The organism is Siccirubricoccus sp. G192, assembly GCF_019084075.1.
Taxonomy (GTDB): domain Bacteria; phylum Pseudomonadota; class Alphaproteobacteria; order Acetobacterales; family Acetobacteraceae; genus G192.
Map to the genome: position 1 here is coordinate 5,385,801 of NZ_JAHREN010000001.1, position 22,215 is coordinate 5,408,015.

Annotated in this window: 23 protein-coding genes; 15 read left to right on the forward strand and 8 right to left on the reverse strand. The window is 71.5% G+C overall.

Going from position 1 to position 22,215, the window contains the following annotated elements; translation table 11 throughout:
* Window positions 1-58: 58 nt before the first annotated feature.
* On the forward strand, window positions 59-739 hold the full coding sequence (locus KSF81_RS26010; protein WP_217381438.1) for an amino acid ABC transporter permease: 681 nt from the start codon (window positions 59-61) through the stop codon (window positions 737-739).
* A gap of 9 nt (window positions 740-748) precedes the next feature.
* On the opposite strand, the gene KSF81_RS26015 is transcribed toward KSF81_RS26010, so the two are convergent.
* Genes KSF81_RS26015 through KSF81_RS26025 form a run of 3 tightly spaced genes read right to left on the reverse strand, consistent with a single transcriptional unit; the run spans window position 749 to window position 2,369 of the window.
* Window positions 749-1,222, reverse strand: coding sequence for a DUF3237 domain-containing protein (locus KSF81_RS26015; protein WP_217381439.1), 474 nt, complete (start codon window positions 1,220-1,222; stop codon window positions 749-751).
* Window positions 1,219-1,956 carry a hypothetical protein gene (locus tag KSF81_RS26020; RefSeq protein ID WP_217381440.1) on the reverse strand — a complete coding sequence of 246 codons (738 nt, stop codon included), beginning with the start codon at window positions 1,954-1,956 and terminating at the stop codon, window positions 1,219-1,221. The genes KSF81_RS26015 and KSF81_RS26020 overlap by 4 nt, the downstream gene beginning before the upstream one ends.
* Window positions 1,953-2,369 (reverse strand): rhodanese-like domain-containing protein, encoded by a 417-nt coding sequence (locus tag KSF81_RS26025; RefSeq protein WP_217381441.1) that lies wholly within the window; start codon window positions 2,367-2,369, stop codon window positions 1,953-1,955. Before KSF81_RS26025 ends, KSF81_RS26020 begins: the two co-directional genes overlap by 4 nt.
* 193 nt (window positions 2,370-2,562) lie before the next feature.
* Here KSF81_RS26025 and KSF81_RS31210 point away from each other — a divergent pair, with 193 nt between their 5' ends.
* The gene (locus KSF81_RS31210; protein WP_305801212.1) at window positions 2,563-4,224 is read left to right on the forward strand and encodes a DUF4214 domain-containing protein; all 1,662 of its coding nucleotides are present in this window, start codon (window positions 2,563-2,565) and stop codon (window positions 4,222-4,224) included.
* Window positions 4,225-4,339: 115 nt separating this feature from the next.
* On the forward strand, window positions 4,340-6,376 hold the full coding sequence (locus KSF81_RS26035; RefSeq protein ID WP_217381443.1) for a TonB-dependent receptor: 2,037 nt from the start codon (window positions 4,340-4,342) through the stop codon (window positions 6,374-6,376).
* Here the strand turns inward: KSF81_RS26035 and pncA are convergent, their stop codons facing one another.
* On the reverse strand, window positions 6,377-7,036 hold the full coding sequence (gene pncA / locus KSF81_RS26040; RefSeq protein ID WP_217381444.1) for a bifunctional nicotinamidase/pyrazinamidase: 660 nt from the start codon (window positions 7,034-7,036) through the stop codon (window positions 6,377-6,379).
* A gap of 247 nt (window positions 7,037-7,283) precedes the next feature.
* Between pncA and ggt the strand changes: the two genes are divergently transcribed.
* Both ggt and KSF81_RS26050 read left to right on the forward strand, forming a co-directional pair.
* Window positions 7,284-8,978: a gamma-glutamyltransferase gene (gene ggt / locus KSF81_RS26045; protein WP_254453754.1), complete on the forward strand. Its 1,695-nt coding sequence runs from the start codon at window positions 7,284-7,286 to the stop codon at window positions 8,976-8,978.
* A gap of 100 nt (window positions 8,979-9,078) precedes the next feature.
* Entirely contained in the window at window positions 9,079-10,050 is a 972-nt protein-coding gene (locus KSF81_RS26050; protein ID WP_217381445.1) for a 2-hydroxyacid dehydrogenase, read from the forward strand.
* A gap of 49 nt (window positions 10,051-10,099) precedes the next feature.
* Here KSF81_RS26050 and KSF81_RS26055 read toward each other — a convergent pair whose 3' ends face one another.
* The 4 genes from KSF81_RS26055 to KSF81_RS26070 all read right to left on the reverse strand — a co-directional run bounded on the left by KSF81_RS26055 (window position 10,100) and on the right by KSF81_RS26070 (window position 13,998).
* Window positions 10,100-10,408 carry a hypothetical protein gene (locus KSF81_RS26055; RefSeq protein WP_217381446.1) on the reverse strand — a complete coding sequence of 103 codons (309 nt, stop codon included), beginning with the start codon at window positions 10,406-10,408 and terminating at the stop codon, window positions 10,100-10,102.
* A gap of 134 nt (window positions 10,409-10,542) precedes the next feature.
* Window positions 10,543-11,739 carry an LLM class flavin-dependent oxidoreductase gene (locus KSF81_RS26060; protein WP_217381447.1) on the reverse strand — a complete coding sequence of 399 codons (1,197 nt, stop codon included), beginning with the start codon at window positions 11,737-11,739 and terminating at the stop codon, window positions 10,543-10,545.
* Window positions 11,740-11,806: 67 nt separating this feature from the next.
* Window positions 11,807-12,661, reverse strand: coding sequence for a DMT family transporter (locus KSF81_RS26065; RefSeq protein WP_217381448.1), 855 nt, complete (start codon window positions 12,659-12,661; stop codon window positions 11,807-11,809).
* 182 nt (window positions 12,662-12,843) lie between these two features.
* A complete protein-coding gene (locus KSF81_RS26070; RefSeq protein WP_217381449.1) occupies window positions 12,844-13,998 on the reverse strand; it encodes a YncE family protein in 1,155 nt (384 codons plus the stop codon).
* Window positions 13,999-14,188: 190 nt separating this feature from the next.
* Here KSF81_RS26070 and KSF81_RS26075 point away from each other — a divergent pair, with 190 nt between their 5' ends.
* The 10 genes from KSF81_RS26075 to KSF81_RS26110 all read left to right on the forward strand — a co-directional run bounded on the left by KSF81_RS26075 (window position 14,189) and on the right by KSF81_RS26110 (window position 22,215).
* Window positions 14,189-15,265 (forward strand): LLM class flavin-dependent oxidoreductase, encoded by a 1,077-nt coding sequence (locus KSF81_RS26075; protein ID WP_217381450.1) that lies wholly within the window; start codon window positions 14,189-14,191, stop codon window positions 15,263-15,265.
* Between the two features lie 43 nt (window positions 15,266-15,308).
* The gene (locus KSF81_RS26080; protein WP_217381451.1) at window positions 15,309-16,214 is read left to right on the forward strand and encodes a 2-dehydro-3-deoxygalactonokinase; all 906 of its coding nucleotides are present in this window, start codon (window positions 15,309-15,311) and stop codon (window positions 16,212-16,214) included.
* On the forward strand, window positions 16,211-16,834 hold the full coding sequence (locus KSF81_RS26085) for a 2-dehydro-3-deoxy-6-phosphogalactonate aldolase (RefSeq protein WP_217381452.1): 624 nt from the start codon (window positions 16,211-16,213) through the stop codon (window positions 16,832-16,834). The genes KSF81_RS26080 and KSF81_RS26085 overlap by 4 nt, the downstream gene beginning before the upstream one ends.
* Before the next feature lie 70 nt (window positions 16,835-16,904).
* Window positions 16,905-17,579, forward strand: a complete 675-nt coding sequence (gene dctP, locus KSF81_RS30575; RefSeq protein ID WP_254453755.1) for a TRAP transporter substrate-binding protein DctP — start codon at window positions 16,905-16,907, stop codon at window positions 17,577-17,579.
* Complete coding sequence (locus KSF81_RS30580) at window positions 17,524-17,952, forward strand: hypothetical protein (RefSeq protein WP_309139676.1); 429 nt, start codon at window positions 17,524-17,526, stop codon at window positions 17,950-17,952. The genes dctP and KSF81_RS30580 overlap by 56 nt, the downstream gene beginning before the upstream one ends.
* A gap of 8 nt (window positions 17,953-17,960) precedes the next feature.
* On the forward strand, window positions 17,961-18,203 hold the full coding sequence (locus KSF81_RS30585) for a hypothetical protein (RefSeq protein ID WP_254454297.1): 243 nt from the start codon (window positions 17,961-17,963) through the stop codon (window positions 18,201-18,203).
* The gene (locus KSF81_RS30590; protein WP_375293358.1) at window positions 18,178-18,456 is read left to right on the forward strand and encodes a TRAP transporter small permease subunit; all 279 of its coding nucleotides are present in this window, start codon (window positions 18,178-18,180) and stop codon (window positions 18,454-18,456) included. Before KSF81_RS30585 ends, KSF81_RS30590 begins: the two co-directional genes overlap by 26 nt.
* Window positions 18,456-19,781, forward strand: a complete 1,326-nt coding sequence (locus KSF81_RS26100; RefSeq protein ID WP_217381453.1) for a TRAP transporter large permease — start codon at window positions 18,456-18,458, stop codon at window positions 19,779-19,781. Before KSF81_RS30590 ends, KSF81_RS26100 begins: the two co-directional genes overlap by 1 nt.
* Window positions 19,782-19,852: 71 nt before the next feature.
* Window positions 19,853-21,061: a 3-oxoadipyl-CoA thiolase gene (gene pcaF / locus KSF81_RS26105; RefSeq protein ID WP_217381454.1), complete on the forward strand. Its 1,209-nt coding sequence runs from the start codon at window positions 19,853-19,855 to the stop codon at window positions 21,059-21,061.
* On the forward strand, window positions 21,061-22,215 hold the full coding sequence (locus KSF81_RS26110) for an alpha/beta fold hydrolase (protein ID WP_217381455.1): 1,155 nt from the start codon (window positions 21,061-21,063) through the stop codon (window positions 22,213-22,215). The genes pcaF and KSF81_RS26110 overlap by 1 nt, the downstream gene beginning before the upstream one ends.

The window sequence follows — 22,215 nt, forward strand, 5'->3', positions numbered from 1 at the left end:
GCGGAGGACCGCAGCGCAGCAAGGACCGGAGCGTGAATCGGATGGCCAGGCATAACCCATGACCTTCGATGATTTCCTGCTGGCCTTCTTCTCGCTCGACATCCTGCGGCAGGCCTGGCCGATCCTGCTTGCGGGCCTGATCCAGACGCTGCTGCTCTCGGCCATCGTGGTGCCGCTCGGGCTGCTGGGCGGGGTGATCCTGTCGCTGCTCTCGGCCGTGCGGCATCCGCTGGTGCGCTGGCCGGTGATGGCCTGGGTGGATCTGTTCCGCGCCCTGCCGCCGCTGGTGCTGCTGGTCTTCGTCTATGCCGGCCTGCCCTTCGCGGGGCTGGAGGTCTCGGCGATCGGGGCGGTGGCGATCGGCTTCTTCCTGAATACCGGCGCCTATTACGGCGAGATCCTGCGGGCCGGGATCGAGAGCGTGCCCGCCGGCCAGGTCGAGGCGGCGCGCAGCACCGGCCTGACGCGCGGCCAGGCCATGGGCTATGTCGTGCTGCCGCAGGCGGTCAGGAACGTGCTGCCGGACCTCATCAGCAATACGTTGGAGGTGGTGAAGCTCACCTCCATCGCCTCCGTGGTGGCCCTGCCGGAATTGCTGTTCCAGGCGCGCCAGGCGCAGAGCGTGACCTACAACGCCACGCCGATCGTGGCGGCGGCGGTGATGTATTTCATCCTGCTCTGGCCGGTGGTGCGGCTGTTGTCGCGGCTGGAGAACCGGCAATTGGCGGGGCGGCGGTAGCGGCCCGCGCTACCGCACCACATACACGTCATAGGTCGGCCCGGTCGGCGGCCGCTGCCCCACGCCCACCGCCAGCACGCGGTTCAGCCAAGCCAGCTCCGCATCGCCGGTCTCGAAGCGGATGGCGATGCGGAAATAATAGTCGCCGGGGTCCACCGCCTCGCCGCGGCCAAGCCGCGCCAGCACCTCCGGCGCGCCGGTGCGCACGCCCATATAGTTCATATAGATGTCCTGGCCGCGATCCGTTCGCAGCACCAGCCGCACATCCATATGGGAGGTACCATCGGCCTCCACCCGCAGCCAGTCGGCGGTGGTGCCCGGCACCACCTCGCCCTTGAGGCGCGGCCCTTCGAAGCTGCCTCGTGTCACCGGGATCACGCGCAGCTCGCCGCCCCGGCCGGGCGCGCTCATCTCAGGTGCGCCGGCGGAGAGCGCCAGGCGGAACAGGAACTCGCCCTCGAGCGGCAGCGGCGTGGCGGTCATCGGCTCTTTCCTCCCGGGTTCGGCGGCGCCCGGCGATAGGCGCCGGAGAAGCTGACATTCATGCCGCCGCAGGCGCCATTGTCCTCGGCCAGCAGCCAGGGGCCAAGCAGGCGCAGCCTGGCGCGGCAATCCGTGGGCTCGCCGGCCTCATAGGGCTGCGTCCCACCCATGCCCATGGTGAAGCCGAGCAGCGGGCCCTTCGGCCCCACCTCGGCCGCGATCTCGCCCATGTTCACCGCGCCGCGGCGCACCCGATCCGGATCCTGCGCACCGTAGGTGGCTTCGCCCTCGATGCGGAGCGTGCCGGGCCGGGGGCCGCGGCGGATGGAGATGCGGTGCTCCGGCCCGCCGCGCCATTCGCCCAGCCAGTCCTCCGGCACCCCGGCCGGGCCGGGCGGCTGCCGCGCCACAGCGGCCTCCGGCAGCCAGCCGGCGCGCGCAAGGCCGCGCGGGTTGACATAGAGGGCGCAGGCGAAGCCCGGTGCGCTGGCGCCGCCCAGGATCACCTGATCGCTCGGCACAAGATAGGCGCGTTCCTGGCAGGCCGGGGTCTCGGCGGGGCAATCCGGGCTGGCTCGGTCGCCGCGCAGGAAATACGCCCGCGGCCCGGCGGTGACGGTGCCGATGGCGAGTTCCGCGGTGAGATCACCGAAGCCCAGGCAGTCGCGCTGCTGCGCCAGCGCTGCCTGGCCCGCGGCAAGGCTGCCGGCCAGCGCGAGGAGGGCCAGCCTCACCGCTGCCGCCAGGGCAGCCCCTCCGCCTTCCAGCCGGCCACCGAGCCGCGATGCCCTGCCGCATCCACCGGCCCCTCGAAACCATCCGCCACGTTGAAGGCATGGGGGAAGCCGGCGGCCTGCGCCGCCTGGCCCGCCGCCAGGCTGCGCGCGCCGGAGCGGCAGATGAAGAACAGCTTGTGCAGGGGCGTCAGCCCAGCCTTCCGCAGATGCTCCGCGAAGGCACCATTGACCTGCATGGAGGGGTAGACCTGCCAGGGGATCAGCACCGCCTGCTTCCCCGCCTCCTCCAGGTCGGGCAGGCCCACGAAATTCCACTCGGCATCGGTCCGCACATCCACCAGGGCGGCTTCGGGGTCGGTCCGCAAGGCCTCCCAGGTGTCCCGGGGGCTGATATCGGGCACGCCGGTCATGGCTCACTCTCCTCGTCCTTGCCGGCAGAATGGGGTGGCGGGGCCGGGGCGGCAATGCGGGCCGCTACCCTGTCGCGGGCCGGCGGCACAATAATATGGTTAATGGAATGTTTTTTTATTGATACGGCGTTAACGGTGGGCTTATCTCCGGGGAACGGCGCCATCACGGCGCAACCCACCGGGAATGACCGCCATGGCCACCGCCGCACCCGATCCCCGCGCCCTGCTCCCGGCCGGCGGCAGCCTCTGGCGCGGCGGCGGCCCGCTGCTGCTCACCTTCTCCTTCGCCGGGGATGCGGCGGATGCGGTCGGCAACCTCCTGCCGGAAGGGGCCTGGGCGCCCTTCTCCCTGGCGCAGCAGGAAGCGGCGCGGCTGGCACTGGCGGACTGGGCCGCCGTCTCGGGCCTTTCCTTCCTGGAAGTGCCGGACCTGGTGGGCGGCGCCGGCATCGATCTGCGGTTCCGGCTGGAGGATCTCGGCGGCCCCGGCATCCTCGGCCGTGCCTGGGCGCCGCCGGAGGGCGATATCGCGCTCAGCCTCGGCCTGTTCCGGGGTGACAGCCTGGCGCCCTCCGCCAGCCGCATCGGCTTCGCCACCCTGCTGCACGAGATCGGCCATGCCATCGGCCTCGGCCATCCCGCGGAGGGCCTGGTGCCGCCGGGGCAGGATACGCGCGACGTGACCGTGATGTCCGGCACCCCCGGCCGCCTGGCCCTGCCCGCCGCGCCACGGGCGCTGGACGCGCTGGCGGCGGAGGCGCTCTACGGGACCGAGGCGGCGGAACAGGCGCTCGGCCTGCACTGGTCCTGGGCGGAGGGCGCCGTGCGCGGCGAGGGCACGGCGGGCGCGGATCGCCTGATCGGGACCGATCTTTCCGATCGCCTCCTTGGCGGCGCCGGCAACGACCTGCTGCTCGGCATGGCGGGCAACGACACCCTCATCGGCGGCGCCGGCGACGACACGCTGGAGGGCGGCGCCGGCACCGATACGCTGCGGCTCGATGCCGCCCGCGCCGAGGTGGTGCTGGACCTCGGCGCCGGTACCGCGGCTGCCCCCGATGGCATGGACCATTTCAGCAGCATCGAGGTGATCGAGTTCACCGATGGCCGCCTGGTGCTGGAGGCGGATGACCTGGCCGCGCAGGTCTTCCGCCTCTATCGCGCGGCGCTCGGTCGGCTGCCGGATGATGCCGGCCTCGCCCATTGGACCCTGGCGATGACCGCGGGCGCGAAGCTGGAGGCGCTGGCGGGCGGCTTCCTGGAAAGCGCCGAATTCGTCCTCCGCTTCGGCCCGCTGGAGGATGCCGGCTTCGCCGCGCTGGTGGCCGGCCATCTCGGCGCCCCCGCTTTGGCCCCCACCCTGGTCACCGATATCCTGGACGCGCTGGCCGCCGGCGCCAGCCGCGCCGAGGCATTGGCGGAGGTGGCCGATGGCTGGGCCGCCCGCCGCGCCACCGCCGCCGACCTCGCCGCCGGGGTCTGGGACCAGCACGACCATGCCGGCGAGATCGCCCTGCTGTTCCATCTGGCGCTCGGCCGCTCGCCGGATGCGGCGGGCTGGACGCATTGGACCGTGCTGCGGGCCGAGGGGATGGAGGCCGAGGCGGTCGCCGCCGGGCTGCTCGACGGCGCCGAATTCCACGCCCGGCACGGCAGCCCCGATGCGTCGGCGCTGGTGCCGCGGTTGCTCGGCGAATTGCTGGGCCGGGAAGCGACAGCGGCGGAGGCCTCGCCCTGGCTGGACCAGGTGGCGGAGGGCCTGGAGGCGCCGGGCCTGCTGGTCGCCCTGGCCGAAACCGAGATGGCGCGGGCGAAATGGGTGCCAGTGGTGGAGGGTGGCATCCTCTATGCCTGAGGCCGTGGCATGAGGCGGGGCCGGCTTGCCTTTGTGATACGTTATATCATAACAATACGGCATGCCGCGACGCATCACGCCTGCCCTCGTCCCATTGCTTCTCGCGCCTCCCGCTATGGCCCAGCCGGCCGGGACCGAGGCCGTCCTGCCGGAGCTGGTGGTGCAGGCGCAGCGCGCCGTGGCCGCCCGGCAGGATATCCTGACCCGCTTCGGCGCCCGCGAGGTGCAGATCGACCGCGAGACGATCGAGGCGCTGCCGCAGGGCGGCAATGCGCCGCTGAATCAAGTCCTGTTGCAGACGCCGGGCGTGGTGCAGGACAGTTTCGGCGACATCCATGTGCGCGGCGAGCACCGCAACCTGCAATATCGGCTGAACGGCGTGGTGCTGCCGGAGGGGCTCTCCGGCTTCGGCCAAGTGCTGGATGCCCGGTCGCTGCGCAGCGTCGCGGTGCTGACCGGCGCCCTGCCCGCGCAATTCGGCTTCCGCACCAATGCGGTGATCGACCTCGAGACCCGCAGCGGCGCGCTCGATCCCGGCGGCAGCATCGGGGTCTATGGCGGCTCGCGCGGCACCATCCAGCCGCATGCGGGCTGGGCCGGGGTGGTGCAGGGCTGGGATGTCTTCGCCACCGGGTCCTTCTTCCGCAGCGACCAGGGGATCGAGAACCCGACCGGCAGCCGCACCGCGCTGAACGACCAGACGCAGCAGACCCGCGGCCTCGCCTATGCGGCGCGGCAATTGGACGAGACCACCCGGCTCTCGGTCATCGCCGGCACCTCGCTGAACCGCTTCCGCATCCCGAATACGCCCGGGCTGCAACCGGAATTCACCGCCTTCGGCCAATCCACCTTCGACAGCACCGATCTCCGCGCCCGGCAATGGGAGCGCAATTGGTATGGCGTCGCGGCGGTGCAGAAATCCCTCGGCGATCTGGACCTGCAACTGGCGGGCTTCACCCGCTACAGCTCGATCCATTACGTGCCGAGCGTGGTGGGGGAGATGCTGTTCAACGGCGTCGCCTCCGATGTGCTGCGCGCCAGCCTCACCACCGGGGCGCAGGCCGATGCCGCCTGGCGGGCGAGCGCGACCCATACGCTGCGCGCCGGCTTCCTGGCCTCGCGTGAGAGCAGCCGCACCCATAGCCAGACCACGGTGCTGCCGCTGGATGCGAACGGGGATGCGCTGGACGATCCCTTCACCCTGGTGGACCGCAGCAGCCGGGTGGGCTGGCTCTACGGCGCCTATGTGCAGGACGAATGGCGGATCAGCGAAAGCCTGACGCTCAATCTCGGCCTGCGGGCGGACCAGATGGTGCAGTATGTGGTGGCCGGGCAGCTCTCGCCGCGCGCCAACCTGGTCTGGCGCCCGGCCCCCGGCACCAGCTTCCATGCCGGCTATGCCCGCACCTTCACGCCGCCGCAGCAGGAGCTGGTCACCACCCCCACGCTGCAGCAATTCGAGAACACCACCAATGCGCCCTTCAGCCTGCAGAACGACCCGGTGCGCCCGGAACGCGCGCATCGCTTCGATATCGGCGCCTCGCAGCGGCTGGGGGAGCATCTGACCCTTGGCGTCGATGCCTATTACAAGGACGTCCAGGACCTGCTGGATTACGGGCAGTTCGGCAAGGCGCTGATCTTCACGCCCTTCAACTACCGGCAGGGGCGGGTCTATGGCGTGGAATTCTCCGGCAATTGGCGGAGCGAGCGCTGGCTGCTCTATAGCAACCTGGCGCTCAGCCGCTCCGCCGGGCGCGACATCCGCTCCGCGCAATACCTCTTCGAGCCGGAGGAGCTGGACCATATCAGCCGCAAATACGTCCGCACCGACCATGACCAGCTCATCACCGGCTCGGCCGGCGCGGTCTGGCGGGCGACCGAGGGCACGCGGCTTTCCGCCACCATGCTCTATGGCAACGGGCTGCGGCGCGGCTTCGCCAATAGCGAGAAGCTCTCGCCCTACGCCACCTTCAACCTCGGCCTGAGCCAGGATTTCGACCTGCCCGATGGCGGGCGCTGGACCGCGCGGCTCGACGTGGTGAACCTGTTCGACGAGCGCTACCAGTTGCGCGATGGCAGCGGCATCGGCGTCGGCGCGCCGCAATTCGGCACCAGGCGCGGGGTCTTCGCCGGGCTGAGCCGCGCCTTCTGATCAGGCGAGCAGGTCGTGGCTGGTGACGAAGCGCACGCCGAGTCCCTCCAGCCGCGTCCGCGCCGCATCCATGGTGGTGCCGCCGGAGGGCAGCGGCAGGCCGATGCCGCGGCAGGCATCCTCCACCACGATGGTGGTGAAGCCGAAATGCACCGCATTCTCCGCTGACCAGGCGACGCAGAAATCCGTAGCGAGGCCGCAGAGGAACAGTCGCGTCACGCCACGCGCCTTCAGCCAGGCATCGAGGCCGGTACCGGTCCTGCGGTCGTTCTCCAGGAAAGTGGAATAGCTGTCGATCTCCCGCCGGAAGCCTTTCCGGACGATCAACTCGATCCGCCTCTGGTCGAGGTCGCGGTGCAGGGCGGCATTGGCGCTGCCCTGCACGGCATGATCGGGCCACAGGGTCTGCGGACCGTAGGAGGCCTCGATGCTCTCGAAAGGCTTCCTTCCGGGATGCGAACTGGCGAAGGAGAGATGCCCGCGCGGATGCCAGTCCTGGGTGGCGAAGGCGTGCAGGAAGGGACCGGCGAGCAGGCGGTTGATCACCGGCACCACCGCATCGCCCTCCACCACGGGAAGCTCGCCGCCCGGCATGAAGGTGGGCTGCACATCCACCACGCCCAGCATGTCGGTGGCAGGATCGATCATATTGCCGGCCATGGCCTCTCCTTGTCCTGGCATGGGGCCGGTCTGCGCCAGGACCGCCCCCCCGCCAGCGTCGCGGCGGGGAGCGCCAGGGCGGTGCGGCGGGGGACGGGCCGGGGCATGGCGGCCTCCCGCAATTCGGCGCAAGGGTATCGCGGCGGGAGGGGCACGGCCAGGAAAGCCCGCGCGATCCGTCCGCCGGCTTGCGCGGCGCCCCGGGTGAGGCGAGGCTCCTCCCCCGCAACCCTGGATGACCTTGCCCATGCCCGAGACGGATTGGCGCGCCCGCGCCGGCAGCCCCTTCACTTGCGAGAAGCGCCCCGCCACCGGCTCCCGCGGCATGGTGGTGACGAACCACCCGCTCGCCTCCGCCGCCGGGGCCGAGATGCTGGCCGGCGGCGGCAATGCGGTGGATGCCGCCGTGGCGGCGCTCTTCGCGCTGACGGTGGTGGAGCCGATGATGGTGGGGCTGCTGGGCGGCGGCATGGCGCATTTCCGCCTGCCGGATGGCAGCCACACCGTCATCGACGGGCTCTCCACCGTGCCGGCGGCGGGGCGGCCGGACATGTACACCCCGGTCTCCCAGGAGTGGCCGGCGGCGCTGGAGACGGTGGGGCGGGAGAATGCGGTCGGCGCCCGCTCCGTCGCCACCCCCGGCAACCTGCTGGCCTGGTGCGAGGCGCTGGCGCGCTTCGGCAGCCTGCCACTGGCCGATGTGATGCAGCCGGCGATCCGCCTCGCCGCGAGGGGCTTCCCGGCCACGCCCTATCTCGCCGAATGCGCCGCCGATGCGGCGCCGGACCTGGCGCGCGATGCCGCCATCGCGGCGCTGTTCCTGCCCGATGGCGCGCCGCTGCGGCCCGGCAGCCGGCTGGTCCAGGGCGACTATGCCGAGACGCTGCGGAGCATCGCGCGGGAAGGCCCCGGCGCGCTGCATGGCGGGTCGATCGGCGCCGCCGTCGCCACCCATGTGGCGCGGCTCGGCGGCGTGCTGGACGAGGCCGACCTCCGCGACGCCCGGACGGTGGAGCGCCAGCCGGTGCGCGGTACCTATCGCGGCGTGGAGGTGGTGGGGCCGCCGCCGCCCTCCTCTGGCGGCGTGCACGTGATCCAGATGCTGAACCTGCTGGAAGGGTTCGACCTCGGCGCGCTCGGCTTCGGCACGGCGCCCACGCTGCACCTGCTGGCCGAGGCGCTGAAGATGGCCTTCGCCGACCGCGCCGCCGCCACCGCCGACCCGGATTTCGTGCAGGTGCCGGTGGCGCGGCTGCTATCCAAATCCTATGCCCTGGAGCGCCGGGCCCTGCTCGACCCCGCGCGCGCCCGTGCCTGGAGCGCCGGCGTCGCGGCAGGGGAGAGCCCCAATACCACGCATCTCACCGTGGCCGATGCCGAGGGCCGCATCGTCTGCGCCACCCATACCATCAACAGCCTGTTCGGCGCCCGCTTCCTGGTCCCCGGCGTCGGGCTGATCCCCAACAACTACATGGCGCTGTTCGACCCGCGGCCGGGCCATGCGCTCTCCATCGCGCCGGGCAAGCGCATCAGCACCAGCCAGGCGCCGCTGATCGCGCTGCGGGAAGGCAAGCCGCTGGTGGCGCTCGGCCTGCCCGGGGGGCTGCGCATCTTCGGCTCCGCCATGCAGGCGCTGCTGAACCTGCTGGACCACGGCATGAGCCTGCAGGAGGCGGTGGAGGCGCCGCGAGTCTGGACCCAGGGCCAGGCGCTGGAGGTGGAGGCCGGCGTGCCGGAGCCGGTGCGGGCGGCGCTGCGCGGAATGGGGCATGAGGTGGTGGCGCTACCGCATGTGGCGGGCGGCATGTGCGCCATCCGCTTCCATGCGGATGGCATGCTGGAGGGCGCCGCCTGCTGGCGCGCCGATGGCACCGCGATCGGCCTCGGCGGCGGGCTGGCGCGCGAGGGGGTGCGGTTCTGGTCGGACCGGGTGCGGGGCTGACCGCCGCGGTTGCCTCCGGGCAGACGGGATGCGGCCGGATTGCCAGCATCGCGCGGATGCCCTGCAATGGGCCGCACGGCCATCAAGCTGGAGGAAACGCATGACCACCCGGATCATCATGATGGACAGCGCGCTGAGCGCCACCGAGATCGCGCGGGAGATGCTGCCGGCCGGTTGCGACCTGGTGGTGGCCAAGCCCGGCAGCCCGGAATTCGCCGCCGCCGCGGCGCAGGCGGATTGCCTGGTCGGCTTCGGCGACCCGGCGATCAACGATGCCTTCTACCGCACGGCGCCGAAGCTCAAGCTGGTGCAGTTGCTCTCGGCCGGCTACGACCGCTGCGACATCGAGGCGGCGCGCCGCGCCGGCGTGCCGATCTGCAACAATGGCGGCGCCAATCCCACCGCCGTCTCCGAACACGCCATCATGCTGATGCTGGCGGTCTGCCGGCGGCTGGTCTGGCAGCACCGCAACGTCGCCGCCGGGCGCTGGCGCGGCAACGACCTGGCGGGCACGAAATTGTGTGAGCTGCGCGGCAAGACGCTCGGCATCATCGGGCTTGGCGCCATCGGCAAGAAGGTGGCGCGGCTGGGCAATGCCTTCGGCATGGCGGTGCAGTACTACGACCTGGCGCGGCTTTCCGAGGATGCGGAGGATGCGCTGGAGGTGCGGTTCCGGCTGATGAACGAGGTGCTGCGGACCTCCGACATCGTCTCCCTCCACGTGCCGCTGACCGCGGCCTCCCGCCACATGATCGGCGCGGCGGAGTTGCGGCAGATGAAGCCCACCGCCTATCTCATCAATACCTGCCGCGGCCCGGTGGTGGATGAGGTGGCGCTGGCCGAGGCGCTGGCCCAGGGGGTCATCGCCGGCGCCGGCCTCGATGTCTTCGACCAGGAACCGCCGGAGGCGGACAACCCGCTGTTCCGCCTGGACAATGTGGTGCTGACCCCGCATTTCGCCGGCCCCACCTGGGACAACCAACAGGCGCGCTTCCGCAACGCCTTCGACAATTGCCAGCGGGTGACGCGCGGCGAGAAGCCGCTCTGGGTGATCCCGGAACTGGCAGGGTAGATCGGATCGCGGGCGCCCGGACGCTGGTGCGTTCAGGCGCCAACCCCGCTCAGGACAGGTTCAGGGTGGCGCAGGCGGCCCACCATCGGGTCTGCACGGCGCTGTCGATGATGTCGCCGAGAAGCCCCTGCCCCTCCTCGCTGAAATCGACGGCGCAGAGCGGCCCGGCGGGCGAGTCCACCCGCCGGACGGTGACCAAGCGGCAGCCCTCCGGCAGGGGGCCGCCGGGATTCTGCAGGGTCTGCTGCACCAGGGCCATGGTGGGGCAGACCGCCACCTGCTGCGGCTGCGCGATGAGCGGCGCAGGACGCAGGGCCAGGGCCGATCCCAGGGCCGCAACCGCAAGCCAGTTCCGCATCGCCGTGCTCCTTGTCGCGCGTCGGGCGCGTCCTACAGCGGCGTGCCGAACTGATGGTTCGGCACGCCGCTGTAGTCCGTTGCTTGTAGAGCGGATTCACGCCTCCGGGCGGTTCTGCCCTGCGGCGATCCGCTCTAGAGTTCCACCTTGCCGGTATGCAGGCGCATCCGCATGTGGTCCGGCACCTCCTGCCCGGCATCGGTGAAGGCTTTCCGCAGCGCGCCCATGCTCGGGCCGAAGATCCCGGTGCGGTTCTCGCTGCACCATTCGCGGGAGCCGATGGTGGTCTCCACGGAATGCTGGAAGCGCGGCATGACCCAGCGGGCAAACATCTCGTAGCTCCGCATGGTCTGCTCGCGGTTGGCCCATTCATGGCTGCGGAACAGCACGCCACCGGCGCCGCCCTCGGTGAATGCCAGCATGCGCTCGATGCCTTTCGCCACCGTCTCCGGGCTGCCGACCAGGGTGGTGCCGGCGCGCAGCCCATCGGTGAGCGGGTCCTCGCTCCGCATCGGCGGGCGGCCGAGGGTCTCGCTGAAATAGCTCAAGGTCTCCAGCCGCTCGCCATGGCGGACCTCACGCATCGCCGTCTCGTCATCCTCGGCGCAATGCATGTTCACCACCAGCTTCCAGCCGGCGCGATCCATCACCTTGCCGTGCTTCGCCGCCTCGGACTCGCCGAGCCGCCAATGCTCCGCCAGCTTCTGCGGCCCGCCGGGCAGGCCGGCGCCGATCGAGAGCATGCCAACCCCGTGCCTGGCCGCCGCCAGCACGCCGGAGGGGGTGGTGACGGAGGCGACGGCGATCGGGAAGCGCGGATAGGTATAGGGCGCCAGGTGCAGCCGCGCCTCGCGCAGCTCGAACCAATCGGTCTTCATCGTCACCGGCTCGTCGCAGGCCAGCAGCCGCATGATGGCGCCGAGGCTCTCATCCATCATGCGCCGCTGCTGCTCGGCATCGATGCCCATCATATAGGCGTCGGAGACCAGCGCGCCGGGGCCGCAGCCCAGCATGACGCGGCCGCGCGTCATGTGGTCGAGCTGCACGAAGCGCTGCGCCACCAGCAGCGGATGATGGTAGGGCAAGGAGGTGACGCCGGAGCCGAGCATGATGTGCTTCGTGCGTTCCGCCGCGGCGGCGATGAAGATCTCGGGGCTGGCGATGATCTCCCAGCCGGCCGAATGATGCTCGCCGATCCAGGCCTCGTCATAGCCGAGCTGGTCGAGCCAGGTGACCAGTTCCAGGTCGCGGGCGATCGCCAGGGTCGGGTTGTCGCCCACCCGGTGGAAGGGCGCGAGGAAGATGCCGAAGCGCAAGCCACGATGAGCCATGGTTGGAGGATGCCTTTCCCGGACCCGTTGTTCCCCGGCCGAGGCTAGGGACCAGCGCCCCCGCCGGTCAACCGGCCCGCCGCGCCAGCGCCACGCCGACCGCCGCCAGCGCGGTGCCGGCCCAGGCCAGCGGCGCCATCACCTCCCCCAGCACACCCCAGGCGATCAGCGCCGCCAGCGGCGGCACCAGGAAGAACAGGGCGGAGACCCGCGCCGCCCCGCCATGCCGGATCATCGCCAGCAGCAGACTGGTGGCGATGAGAGAATTGGCCAACACCAGATAGGCCAGCGGCAGCACCAGCCCCGGCGCCCAATCGACACGCATAGTCTCGGTCAACGCCGCGACCGGCAGGGTGGCCAGCAACCCCACCGCATAGAGCACCAGATTGGCCATCACCGGATGGCAGGGCTGGCCGCCGTGCTTCTCCAGCAGCGCCCCCGCCGTCATGGTGCCGAGTGCCGCCACTGCGAAGCCGAGCCCAAGCCAGCCCTCCGCCCGCACCGCCGAGCCGCTGAGGATCACCGCCGCCGCCCCCGCGAGGCCGAGCAGCAGCCCCACCCAGGCGCGGCCGCCCACCGCCTCCCCCGCCAGCCCAGGCGCCAGCAGTGCCACCAGCACGGGTTGCAGGGCGATGAGGAGCGCCAGCCCGCCCGCCGTCATGCCCCAGAACTGGGCCAGGTTGCAGGCGGCGAAATAGCCGAATTGCACCACCAGCCCCATCAGCAGCAGGTGCCGCAACAGCGCGCCCCGCGGCGGGCGCAGCCGCAGCAGCGCCGCCAGCGGCAGCAGCCCCGCCACCACCACCAGGTAACGCAGCGCCTGCAGGGTCAGCGGCTCGGCATGTTCGAGGCCGAGCCGCACCGCGGTGAAGCCGCCGGACCAGAGCCCGACGAAGACGAAAGGCCCGAACCGGCGCAGCATGGCATCCGCGCGCACCCGCCCTCACCGATACCGCGGCCGCGTGGCGAGGCGGCCGCTCACGACCGGCTGGCATCCTGCCTCCTGTACGTCACCGGCGAGCGCCAGGGGCAGGCAGGCCATGAGGTCCGGTGCGCCAGTACGATCCCGTTGCCCGGCGGGCTTCGGGATCGGCGCACCGGGTTTCAGCGGGCCCGCTCGGCGGTCCGCAGCGCCGCCGAGCCGCCGGAGACGCCGATGCGGGTGCCGGTATCGGTGAGCTTGCCATCCTCCCCCACCCGCAGCACCTGCACGTTCCGCTCCACCATGTTGCCGACCAGCAGGGTGCGGCCGTCCTGCGAGAAGGCGGTGCCCTGGGACCAAGTGCCGACCTGCGCCTCGGAGACCACCGAGAGCCGCCCGTTGTCGATCCGCAGCATCTTCACCAGGCCCGGCCCGTGGAAGGGCGAGTCGGCGGGCTTGTTGGAGCCATTCATCACCGTGACCGCGACATGGCGGCTGTCCGGGCTGGTCATGATGCCCTCAGGCGTCTGGCCGACGCTGACGGTATCGACGATGCGGAAGGGCTCGCGTTGCAGGTCGATCAGGCTGACCGTATCGGCATCGCCGGTGCCGCGGCCGATATTCGCCACCACCGCCCAGCGGCCATCCGGCGTGATCGCCAGCCCATAGGGGCGGACGCCCGTGGTGATCTGGCGGTCGAGCTTGGTGACGCGATCGCCGTCGATCTGCAGCACATTGACCATGTGGTCGCCATAGCGCGTCACCAGCGCATGGCGGCCATCCGGGGTGAAGGCGACATGGCTGACCTCGGAGCCCACGGTGCCGATCTCGACCTTGCCGGCCGGCGTCACCTGGCCGCCCTGGATGCGGTAGATGCTGACCGTGCCCTCCGCCCGGTTCGCCACCAGCGCCATGGTGCCGGCCCGGTTGATGGAGACGCCGGCGGGCGCGGTGCCGGTCGGCACGGTGGCGGTGATGCGGGGCGGATTGGCGGTGAGGTCGATCACCGCCATGGTGATGCCGGGAACCATCTTGCCGGGATCGGCCGGGTCGGGCCGCTGGTTGGCGGTGGCCAGCGCCATCCGCTCATCCGGCGTGATGGCGACCGAGAGCGGCGGGCCGACCACGCTGGAGGGTACCGGGATCTCGGCGCGCAGCGCCGGCGGGTTGGCCGCCAGATCGATGACCGAGAGCGTGTCCGGCGCAGCGTCGCGCACCACACGGGTCACGCCATTCTCCAGCACCAGCTTGTTGTCGTTGACCGAGAGCGCGAGTTCGGCGCGGGCGGCAACGGTGAGCGCGGCGAGGCCGGCGCTGGCCAGCAGCAGGCGTTTCATGGCGGCTCCTCCCTTGGGGCATCATTGGCCCGCAGGGGGAGTGTCGGCCCGGCGCGGGGCCGAGCGCAAGCGCCAGCGGATCACGACCCGGCCCCGACCTGCTTCGGAGGCGCCCGGGGTTGAGGTGCCGGGGGGGTTTGCCGGACACTCCCGGCCAAGGCCCATCACCAGGAACCGAGGAAGCCCAGGGATGCATTTCGGCCAGTTCAACCTCATGGGATACCGCCGCCCGGGCACGCCGCCGCATGAGATCTATGATGCCGCCGTGGCGCAGGTGAAGGCGGCGGAGCAGGCGGATTTCGCGATCTCCTGGTTCGCCGAACACCATTTCTCCAACTACTCGGTCTGCCCCTCGCCGCTGATGATGGTGGCGCGCTGCGCCGGGGAGACCAGCCGCATCAGGCTCGGCAGCGGCGTGGTGATCGTGCCGCTCTACCAGCCGGCGCGGCTGCTCTCCGAGATCGGCATGGTGGACAGCCTGACCCATGGCCGGCTCGTGCTGGGGATCGGCAGCGGCTACCAGCCCTATGAATTCGAGCGCTTCGGCGAGGACCTCTCCCACTCCACCGAAAAGCTGCTGGAATTCATGGAGATGCTGGAGCTGGCGGTCGGGCAGGAGACCTTCAGCTATGCGGGCCGCCATCTGCGGATGCCGGAGACGCATGTGGCTTCCCGCCCCATGGCCGGCCTGCCGGATGTCTGGGTGGCCGGCGACAACCCGGCATTGCACCGGCTGGCGGCGCGGCGCGGGTATGTGGTGATGGTGACGCCGCGGCACTTCACCGCGGAGATGCTGGCCGCCGCCCGCCAGCGCTTCGAGGCGACCTACCGCGAGGCGGGCCAGGACCCCCGCCGCATGCGCTTCGCCGCGCTGCGCCATATCTGCGTGACCGACAGCCGCGCCGAGGCGGCGGGCTTCCTCGATGAGGTCCGCCACCAGATCCGCCTCTCCCAGAGCCTCCGTCACCGCGAGCAGGCCATGGCGGGCAGCATGCTGGTGGAGAAGCCCTGGCCCGGCGAGGCCAGCCTGGAGGAGATGGCCGGCCATATGCTGGTCGGCTCCCCGGAGATGATCGCCGAACGCATGGCGGAGGAGATCCGCCGCGCCGAGCCCTGCCACTACCTGCTGCAATCCCAGGCCGGCGGCTCCTCCCTGCCGCTGGCGCTGCGCTCCATCGAGCGTTTCGCCCGCGACGTGCGGCCGCTGCTGGAACGGGCGGTGGGGCCGCTGGAGCGGATCGGGGCCGGGGGCGCGGCGATGGGCTGACCGTGATCGGGATGGCGGCATTGCCGGGATGCGGGCGGCGGCGGTGCCTGCTACCTCTGCCGCCATGATCGGCATCGATTGGGGCACCACCAGCCTGCGCGCCTATCGGCTGGATGCCGCCGGCGCCATCCTCGACCGGCGGGAGAGCCCGCAGGGCATCCTCGCCGTGGAGCCGGGCGGTTTCCCGGCGATCCTGGACCAGGAAATCCGCCCCTGGCTGGAGGCCGGCGAATCGCTCGTGCTGCTCTGCGGCATGGTCGGCAGCCGCCAGGGCTGGCAGGAAGTGCCCTACCTCGCCTGCCCCGCCGGTCCGGCGGAGATTGCCGGGGCCTTGGTGCCACTGGATTTCCCCGGCGCCCGCTGCCTGCTGGTGCCCGGCCTCACCACGCGCGACGCCGCCGGCGTGCCGGATGTGATGCGCGGCGAGGAAACCAAGCTGGTCGGGCTGCTGGCCGAGCTTGGCGATAGGGCGGCGCTGCTCTGCTTGCCCGGCACCCACAGCAAATGGGCGCGGATCGGCGGCGGCCGCATCACCGGCTTCGCCACGCGGATGACCGGCGAGACCCGCGCCGTGCTGCTGGAGCACAGCATCCTCGGCCGCCTCGCCGGGCCTGGAAACGGCGGCGATGCGGCCTTCCTGCGCGGGGTGCGGCGCGCCCGGGAGCCGGGCGGGCTGCTGCACCACCTCTTCGGCACCCGCGCGCTCGGCCTGATGGGCGAGCTGGCGGCCGAGGATACGGACGACTACCTCTCCGGCCTGCTGATCGGCCATGAGGTGGGGGCGGCGCTGGCCGAAGGCATGCCGGAAGGTCCGGTGCATCTGGCCGGCTCGGAAACCCTCTGCCGCCTCTATGCGCTGGCCTTCGGCGAATTCGGCCTGGCGCACCGGCAGCACGACCCTGATATCGCCGCCGCCGGCCTGGCTCTGATCGGGAAGACCCTTGCATGACCACCCTCGCCGAATGGCTTGCCCGCTGCCCCCTCATTGCCATCCTGCGCGGCCTCCGCCCGGAGGAGGCGGTGGCGATGGGCGAGGCGCTGGTCGGTGCCGGAATCACCCTGCTGGAAGTGCCGATGAACTCGCCCGAGCCGGTGGAGAGCATCCGCCGCCTCGCCGCGCATCTCGGCGATCGGGCACTGGTCGGCGCCGGCACGGTGATGACGGAGCGCCAGGTGGCGGAGATCGCCACGGCCGGCGGCAGGCTGCTGGTGACGCCGCATGCCGACCCGGCCCTGGTCCGCGCCGCGAAATCCGCCGGGATGCTCGCCGCGCCCGGCTTCTTCACCCCGGCGGAAGCCTTCTCCCTGCTCGCCGCCGGCGCCGATGCGCTGAAGCTCTTTCCCGCCGAGGCCGCCTCCCCCGCCGTGCTGAAGGCGTTGCTGGCGGTGCTGCCGAAAGGCACGCTGGTGCTGCCGGTGGGCGGCATGGCGGCGGATACGATCACTCCCTGGCGTGCTGCCGGGGCCGCCGGCTTCGGCATCGGCGGCGCGCTCTACCGGCCGGGCGATGCGCCGGAGGTGGTGGGCGCCCGCGCGAGGGAGTTGCGCCGGGCGCTCGATATCGGTTGAGATGGGCAACCATCGGGCGCCGCGCCCATAACCAAGAACAAACAGCCCAGAACGAATTGGGGGAACCGCCATGCCCGACCGCCGCCGCCTGCTCACCCTCGGCGCCGCCGCGCTGGCCGCGCCCACGCTGCTCCGCATCCCGCGCGCCGCGGCGCAGGAGGTGACGCTCCGGCTGCACCACTTCCTGCCGGCGGTCTCCAATGTGCAGCGCTTCTTCCTGAACCCCTGGGCGCAGAAGATCCAGGCCGAGAGCGGCGGGCGGCTGCGCATCCAGATCTTCCCCTCGATGCAGCTCGGCGGCGCCCCGCCGCAGCTCTACGACCAGGCGCGGGACGGCGTGGCGGACATCACCTGGACCCTGCCCGGCTCCACCCCCGGCCGCTTCCCGTGGATCGAGGTCTTCGAACTGCCCTTCGTCTCGCACAAGCGGGCGATCGTGAACTGCAAGGCGGTGCAGGAATATGCCGACAGGCACCTGCGCGAGGAATTCCGCGAGGTGCATCCCCTCTGCATCTGGGGCCATGGCGAGGGGCTGATCCATTCCCGCCGCGAGGTCCGCAGCATGGAGGACCTGCGCGGCCTGAAGCTGCGTTTCCCCTCCCGCCTGAACGGCGAGGCGCTGCGCGCGCTCGGCGCCGCGCCGGTCGGCATGCCGGTGCCGCAGGTGCCGGAGGCGCTGAGCCAGGGGGGTGATCGACGGCGCCGTGGTGCCCTGGGAGGTGGTGCCCTCCATCCGTCTGCATGAGCTGGTGCGCAACCATACGGAGGTGCCCGGCAGCCCGACCCTCTACATCACCACCTTCATTCTCGGCATGAACCGCGCGAAATACGAGGGCCTGCCGGCCGATCTGCGGCAGGTGCTGGATGCCAATAGCGGCATGGCGGCGGCCGAAATGGCGGCCAGGCCCTGGGACGAGCGCGGCCCCGTGGTGGAGGAGATGGTGCGCAAGCGCGGCAACCAGATCATCACCATCACCGAGGCGGAGAAGGCGCGCTGGGTGCAGGCGACCAGGCCGGTGGAGGAGGCTTGGCTGGCCCAGGCCCGCGGCTTCGACGGCGCCGCGCTGCTGGCCGAGGCGCGGGCGCTGGTGGCGAAGCACGGCGAGGGCCAGGACTGACGCCTGCCATGCCCGGCCAGCCGGGCCCGCCGCGCGGCCCCATCGCCAGGCTCGGCACCGCGCTGGCCTTCGCCGGCGGACTGGTACTGCTGGCGACCGCGCTGCTCACCACCACCAGCGTGGTGAAGCGCTGGCTGACCAGCCAGCCGGTGCCGGGGGGATTTCGAGCTGGTCTCGCTCGGCTCCGGCCTCGCGGTGCTGGGCTTCCTCGCCCATGGCACACTGATGCGGACCAACATCATCGTCGATAGCTTCACCACCCGGCTGCCGCGCGGCGTGACGCGCGCGGTGGATGCCTTCTGGAATCTGGTATGGGCCGTGGTCGCCGCGGTGCTGGCGGAGCGGCTCTGGGTCGGCGCGCGGGAGACGCTGGCCTCCGGCACCACCACCATGCAGCTTGGCCTGCCGACCTGGTGGGCGGTCGGCATCGGCGCTCTGGGTTTCGCGGGGACGGCGCTGGCGGCCCTGTATTGGGCGGTGCGGCTGATCCGGAGAGGCGGCTGATGGCGCCGGAATTCGCCCTCGCCGCCACCGGCTTCGCGGCGCTGCTGGGGCTGATCGCGCTGCGCGCGCCGGTCGGGTTGGCCATGCTGCTGGTCGGCGCCGGCGGCTATCTCTGGGTCGTCGATGCGGCGACCCTGCTGAACTACCTGAAGACCACGCCCTATTACCTCTTCGCCAGCTACACGCTGTCGATCATCCCGCTCTTCATCCTGATGGGCGCGCTGGCGGAACGCGGCGGGCTGGCGCGGGACCTGTTCGCTGCCGCCAATGCGCTGGTCGGGCACCGGCCCGGCGGCATGGCGATGAGCGTGATCGGCGCCTGCGCCTGCTTCGGCGCGGTCTGCGGCAGCAGCGTGGCCACCACCGCCACCATCGGCCGCGCCGCCCTGCCGGAATTGCGCCGCTACGGCTACGACCCCGGCTTCGCCACCGGCACCGTCGCGGTGGGCGGCACGCTCGGCATCCTGATCCCGCCCTCCATCATCCTGGTGGTCTATGCCATCAGCACCGAGCAGAACATCGCCAAGCTCTTCATGGCGGCGCTGGTGCCCGGGCTGCTGGCGGTGCTGTGCTACGTGCTGGCGATCGCCCTGGTGGCGCGGCGCCGCCCGGCGCTGGTGCCGGCGGCCGCCCGGCCAAGCGGCTCGGAACGGCGCGAGGCGATGCTGAACACCGTCCCGGTGCTGCTGATCGCGCTCATCGTGCTGGGCGGCATCTATGGCGGCATCTTCACCCCGACCGAGAGCGCCGCCATCGGCTGCATCGCGGTGCTGGCGGTCGGGCTGCTGCGCGGCACGCTGCGGGCGCGGGAGGTGCGGGACGCGCTGCTGGCCACCGCCGAGACCACGGCGATGATCTTCGTCATCCTGCTCGGCGCCGAGGTCTTCAACGCCTTCCTGGCGCTGAGCCAGGCGCCGGACCTGCTGGCGCTCTGGATCACCGAGCAGGATTTCCCGCCCTATGGAGTGCTGGCGATCCTGCTGTTCTCCTACATCGTGCTGGGCGCGGTGATGGATGAGCTGGCGATGATCCTGCTCACCCTGCCGATCTTCTTCCCGGTCGTCACCGCGCTGGATTTCGGCCTGGCGGGCCAGGAGGAAACCGCCATCTGGTTCGGCATCCTGGTGCTGGTCGTGGTGGGAATCGGGCTGGCGGCGCCGCCTATCGGGCTGAATGTCTTCGTGGTCTCCTCGTTGGCGCGGGACGTGCCGATCGCCCGGACCTATCGCGGGGTGCTGCCCTTCATCGCCACCGACCTGCTGCGGCTGGTGCTGCTGGCCGCCTTCCCGGCGCTGAGCCTCTGGCTGGTGCGGCTGCTCGCCTGAAGGCGGCCGTTGACCCGGCTTAGTCGGCGCGCGACTGTCCGGCCAAACCTGCCCGGAGAGGAGCGCCCCCCATGGCCGACGCCTTCATCTGCGACGCCGTCCGCACCCCCATCGGCCGTTACGCCGGCGGCCTGGCCCCGGTCCGCGCGGACGACCTCGGCGCCATCCCGCTGAAGGCGTTGCAGGAGCGCAACCCGGGCGTCGATTGGGCGGCGGTGGAGGATGTGATCTTCGGCTGCGCCAACCAGGCCGGCGAGGACAACCGCAACGTCGCCCGCATGGCCCTGCTGCTGGCCGGGCTGCCCGACAGCATCGGCGGCAGCACGGTGAACCGGCTCTGCGGCTCCGGCATGGATGCCGTGGGCATCGCCGGCCGCGCCATCAAGGCGGGCGAGGCCGACCTCATGCTGGCCGGCGGGGTCGAGAGCATGACCCGCGCCCCCTTCGTCATGGGCAAGCAGACCGAGGCCTTCGGGCGCCAGGCCGAGATCTTCGACACCACGATCGGCTGGCGCTTCGTCAACCCGAAGATGAAGTCCGCGCATGGCGTGGATTCCATGCCGGAAACCGCCGAGAACGTGGCGCAGGACTTCCAGATCAGCCGCGCCGACCAGGATGCCTTCGCCTTCCGCAGCCAGCAGCGCGCCGGCAAGGCGCAGGCCAGCGGCCGTTTCGCCGAGGAGATCGTCGCGGTGACGATCCCGCGCCGCAAGGGCGACCCCCTCCGCGTGGAGAAGGACGAGCACCTCCGCCCCGACACCACGCTGGAGGCGCTGGCGAAGCTGCCCACGCCCTTCCGCAAGGAGGGCGGCAGCGTGACGGCCGGCAATGCCAGCGGCGTGAACGACGGCGCCTGCGCCATCATCGTCGCCAGCGAAGGGGCGGCGCGGAAGCACGGCCTCACGCCCCGCGCCCGCATCGTCGCGGTGGCGACGGCCGGCGTCGCGCCGCGCATCATGGGCTTCGGCCCGGCGCCGGCGACGCGGCGGGTGCTGGAGAAGGCGGGGCTCAGCCTCTCCGACATGGACGTGATCGAGCTGAACGAGGCTTTCGCGGCCCAGGCCCTGGCGGTGACGCGCGACCTCGGCCTGCCGGATGATGCCGAGCATGTGAACCCGAATGGCGGCGCCATCGCGCTCGGCCATCCGCTCGGCATGTCCGGCGCGCGGCTGGTGCAGACGGCGGTGCATGAACTGCACCGGCGCCAGGGCCGCTACGCGCTGGCCACCATGTGCATCGGCGTCGGCCAGGGGATCGCGATGGTGCTGGAGCGGGTTTGATGTTTCTCCAGCTCGGCGACATCACGGTCCATGCGCAGGTGGAGGGGCCGGCGGATGCGCCGCCGGTCCTGCTGCTGCATTCCCTCGGCACCACCCTGCAGATGTGGGACCCGCAGGCGGCAGCGCTGGCCCGGCGCTTCCGCATCATCCGCATGGACATGCGCGGCCATGGGCTGACCGAGGCACCGCATGGCCCCTATAGCATGGCGATGCTGGCTGGGGACGCGCTGGCGCTGCTGGATGCGCTCGGCATCCATGCGGCGCATCTCGGCGGCGTCTCGATCGGCGGGCGCATCGCCATGGCGATGGCGGCGATGGCACCCGGCCGCGCCCTCTCCCTGATGCCCTGCGACACCGCGCTGGAATTCGGCCCGCCGGAGATGTGGCAGCAGCGGATGGATGCGGTCGCGCAAGGCGGCATGGCGGCGGTGGTGGATGCGGTCATGGGCCGCTGGGTGCTGGACCAGTCGCTGGCCTCCTCCAACGGGCTGCGGCGGATGCTGCTCGGCACCGACCCGGTGGGTTATGCGGGTTGCGGCGCCGCGCTCCGGGATTGCCGGGCGGCGGAACTGCTGGGGCGGATCACCTGCCCCACCACCGTGCTGGTGGGCGAGCGCGATGCCTCCACCCCGCCCGCCGCCGCGCAGGCAATCCATGAGGCGATTCCCGGCAGCCGCCTGGTGGTGATCCCGGAGGCGGCGCATATCCCGAATTTCGAGCAGGAACACCACGTCACCGCGGCCATCCTGGCGCATCTGGAAGCGCAGGTGGCGCTGCCCACGGATGCCGCGGAAGCCGGCATGGTGGTGCGGCGGAGAATTCTCGGGGACGCGCATGTGGCACGGTCCGAGGCGGCGCTCACCGCGCTCGACGCGCCCTTCCGCGACTTCATCCTGGAGGGCGTCTGGGGCCGTGTCTGGACCCGGCCGGGGCTCTCCTACCGCGACCGCAGCCTGCTCTGCCTCGGCATCCTCTCGGCCTTGGGCCATGAGGAGGAATTCCGGCTGCATGTGCGCGCCACGCGCAATACCGGCGTGACGCCGGAGGAGATCGCGGAGGTGCTCTTGCAGGTCGCTGCCTATGGCGGGGTGCCCGCCGCCAATACCGCGCTCCGCATCGCCAAGGCGACCCTGCGGGAGATGGGGGAAGCGTGA

Excerpts from the sequence above, each read along its gene's own strand:
- KSF81_RS26010 (WP_217381438.1), top strand. The coding sequence starts at position 59 with ATGACCTTCGATGATTTCCTGCTGGCCTTCTTCTCGCTCGACATCCTG.
- KSF81_RS26015 (WP_217381439.1), bottom strand. The coding sequence starts at position 1,222 with ATGACCGCCACGCCGCTGCCGCTCGAGGGCGAGTTCCTGTTCCGCCTG.
- KSF81_RS26025 (WP_217381441.1), bottom strand. The coding sequence starts at position 2,369 with ATGACCGGCGTGCCCGATATCAGCCCCCGGGACACCTGGGAGGCCTTG.
- KSF81_RS31210 (WP_305801212.1), top strand. The coding sequence starts at position 2,563 with ATGGCCACCGCCGCACCCGATCCCCGCGCCCTGCTCCCGGCCGGCGGC.
- KSF81_RS26035 (WP_217381443.1), top strand. The coding sequence starts at position 4,340 with ATGGCCCAGCCGGCCGGGACCGAGGCCGTCCTGCCGGAGCTGGTGGTG.
- pncA (WP_217381444.1), bottom strand. The coding sequence starts at position 7,036 with ATGGCCGGCAATATGATCGATCCTGCCACCGACATGCTGGGCGTGGTG.
- ggt (WP_254453754.1), top strand. The coding sequence starts at position 7,284 with ATGCCCGAGACGGATTGGCGCGCCCGCGCCGGCAGCCCCTTCACTTGC.
- KSF81_RS26050 (WP_217381445.1), top strand. The coding sequence starts at position 9,079 with ATGACCACCCGGATCATCATGATGGACAGCGCGCTGAGCGCCACCGAG.
- KSF81_RS26055 (WP_217381446.1), bottom strand. The coding sequence starts at position 10,408 with ATGCGGAACTGGCTTGCGGTTGCGGCCCTGGGATCGGCCCTGGCCCTG.
- KSF81_RS26060 (WP_217381447.1), bottom strand. The coding sequence starts at position 11,739 with ATGGCTCATCGTGGCTTGCGCTTCGGCATCTTCCTCGCGCCCTTCCAC.
- KSF81_RS26065 (WP_217381448.1), bottom strand. The coding sequence starts at position 12,661 with ATGCTGCGCCGGTTCGGGCCTTTCGTCTTCGTCGGGCTCTGGTCCGGC.
- KSF81_RS26070 (WP_217381449.1), bottom strand. The coding sequence starts at position 13,998 with ATGAAACGCCTGCTGCTGGCCAGCGCCGGCCTCGCCGCGCTCACCGTT.
- KSF81_RS26075 (WP_217381450.1), top strand. The coding sequence starts at position 14,189 with ATGCATTTCGGCCAGTTCAACCTCATGGGATACCGCCGCCCGGGCACG.
- KSF81_RS26085 (WP_217381452.1), top strand. The coding sequence starts at position 16,211 with ATGACCACCCTCGCCGAATGGCTTGCCCGCTGCCCCCTCATTGCCATC.
- dctP (WP_254453755.1), top strand. The coding sequence starts at position 16,905 with ATGCCCGACCGCCGCCGCCTGCTCACCCTCGGCGCCGCCGCGCTGGCC.
- KSF81_RS30585 (WP_254454297.1), top strand. The coding sequence starts at position 17,961 with ATGCCCGGCCAGCCGGGCCCGCCGCGCGGCCCCATCGCCAGGCTCGGC.
- KSF81_RS30590 (WP_375293358.1), top strand. The coding sequence starts at position 18,178 with ATGCGGACCAACATCATCGTCGATAGCTTCACCACCCGGCTGCCGCGC.
- KSF81_RS26100 (WP_217381453.1), top strand. The coding sequence starts at position 18,456 with ATGGCGCCGGAATTCGCCCTCGCCGCCACCGGCTTCGCGGCGCTGCTG.
- pcaF (WP_217381454.1), top strand. The coding sequence starts at position 19,853 with ATGGCCGACGCCTTCATCTGCGACGCCGTCCGCACCCCCATCGGCCGT.
- KSF81_RS26110 (WP_217381455.1), top strand. The coding sequence starts at position 21,061 with ATGTTTCTCCAGCTCGGCGACATCACGGTCCATGCGCAGGTGGAGGGG.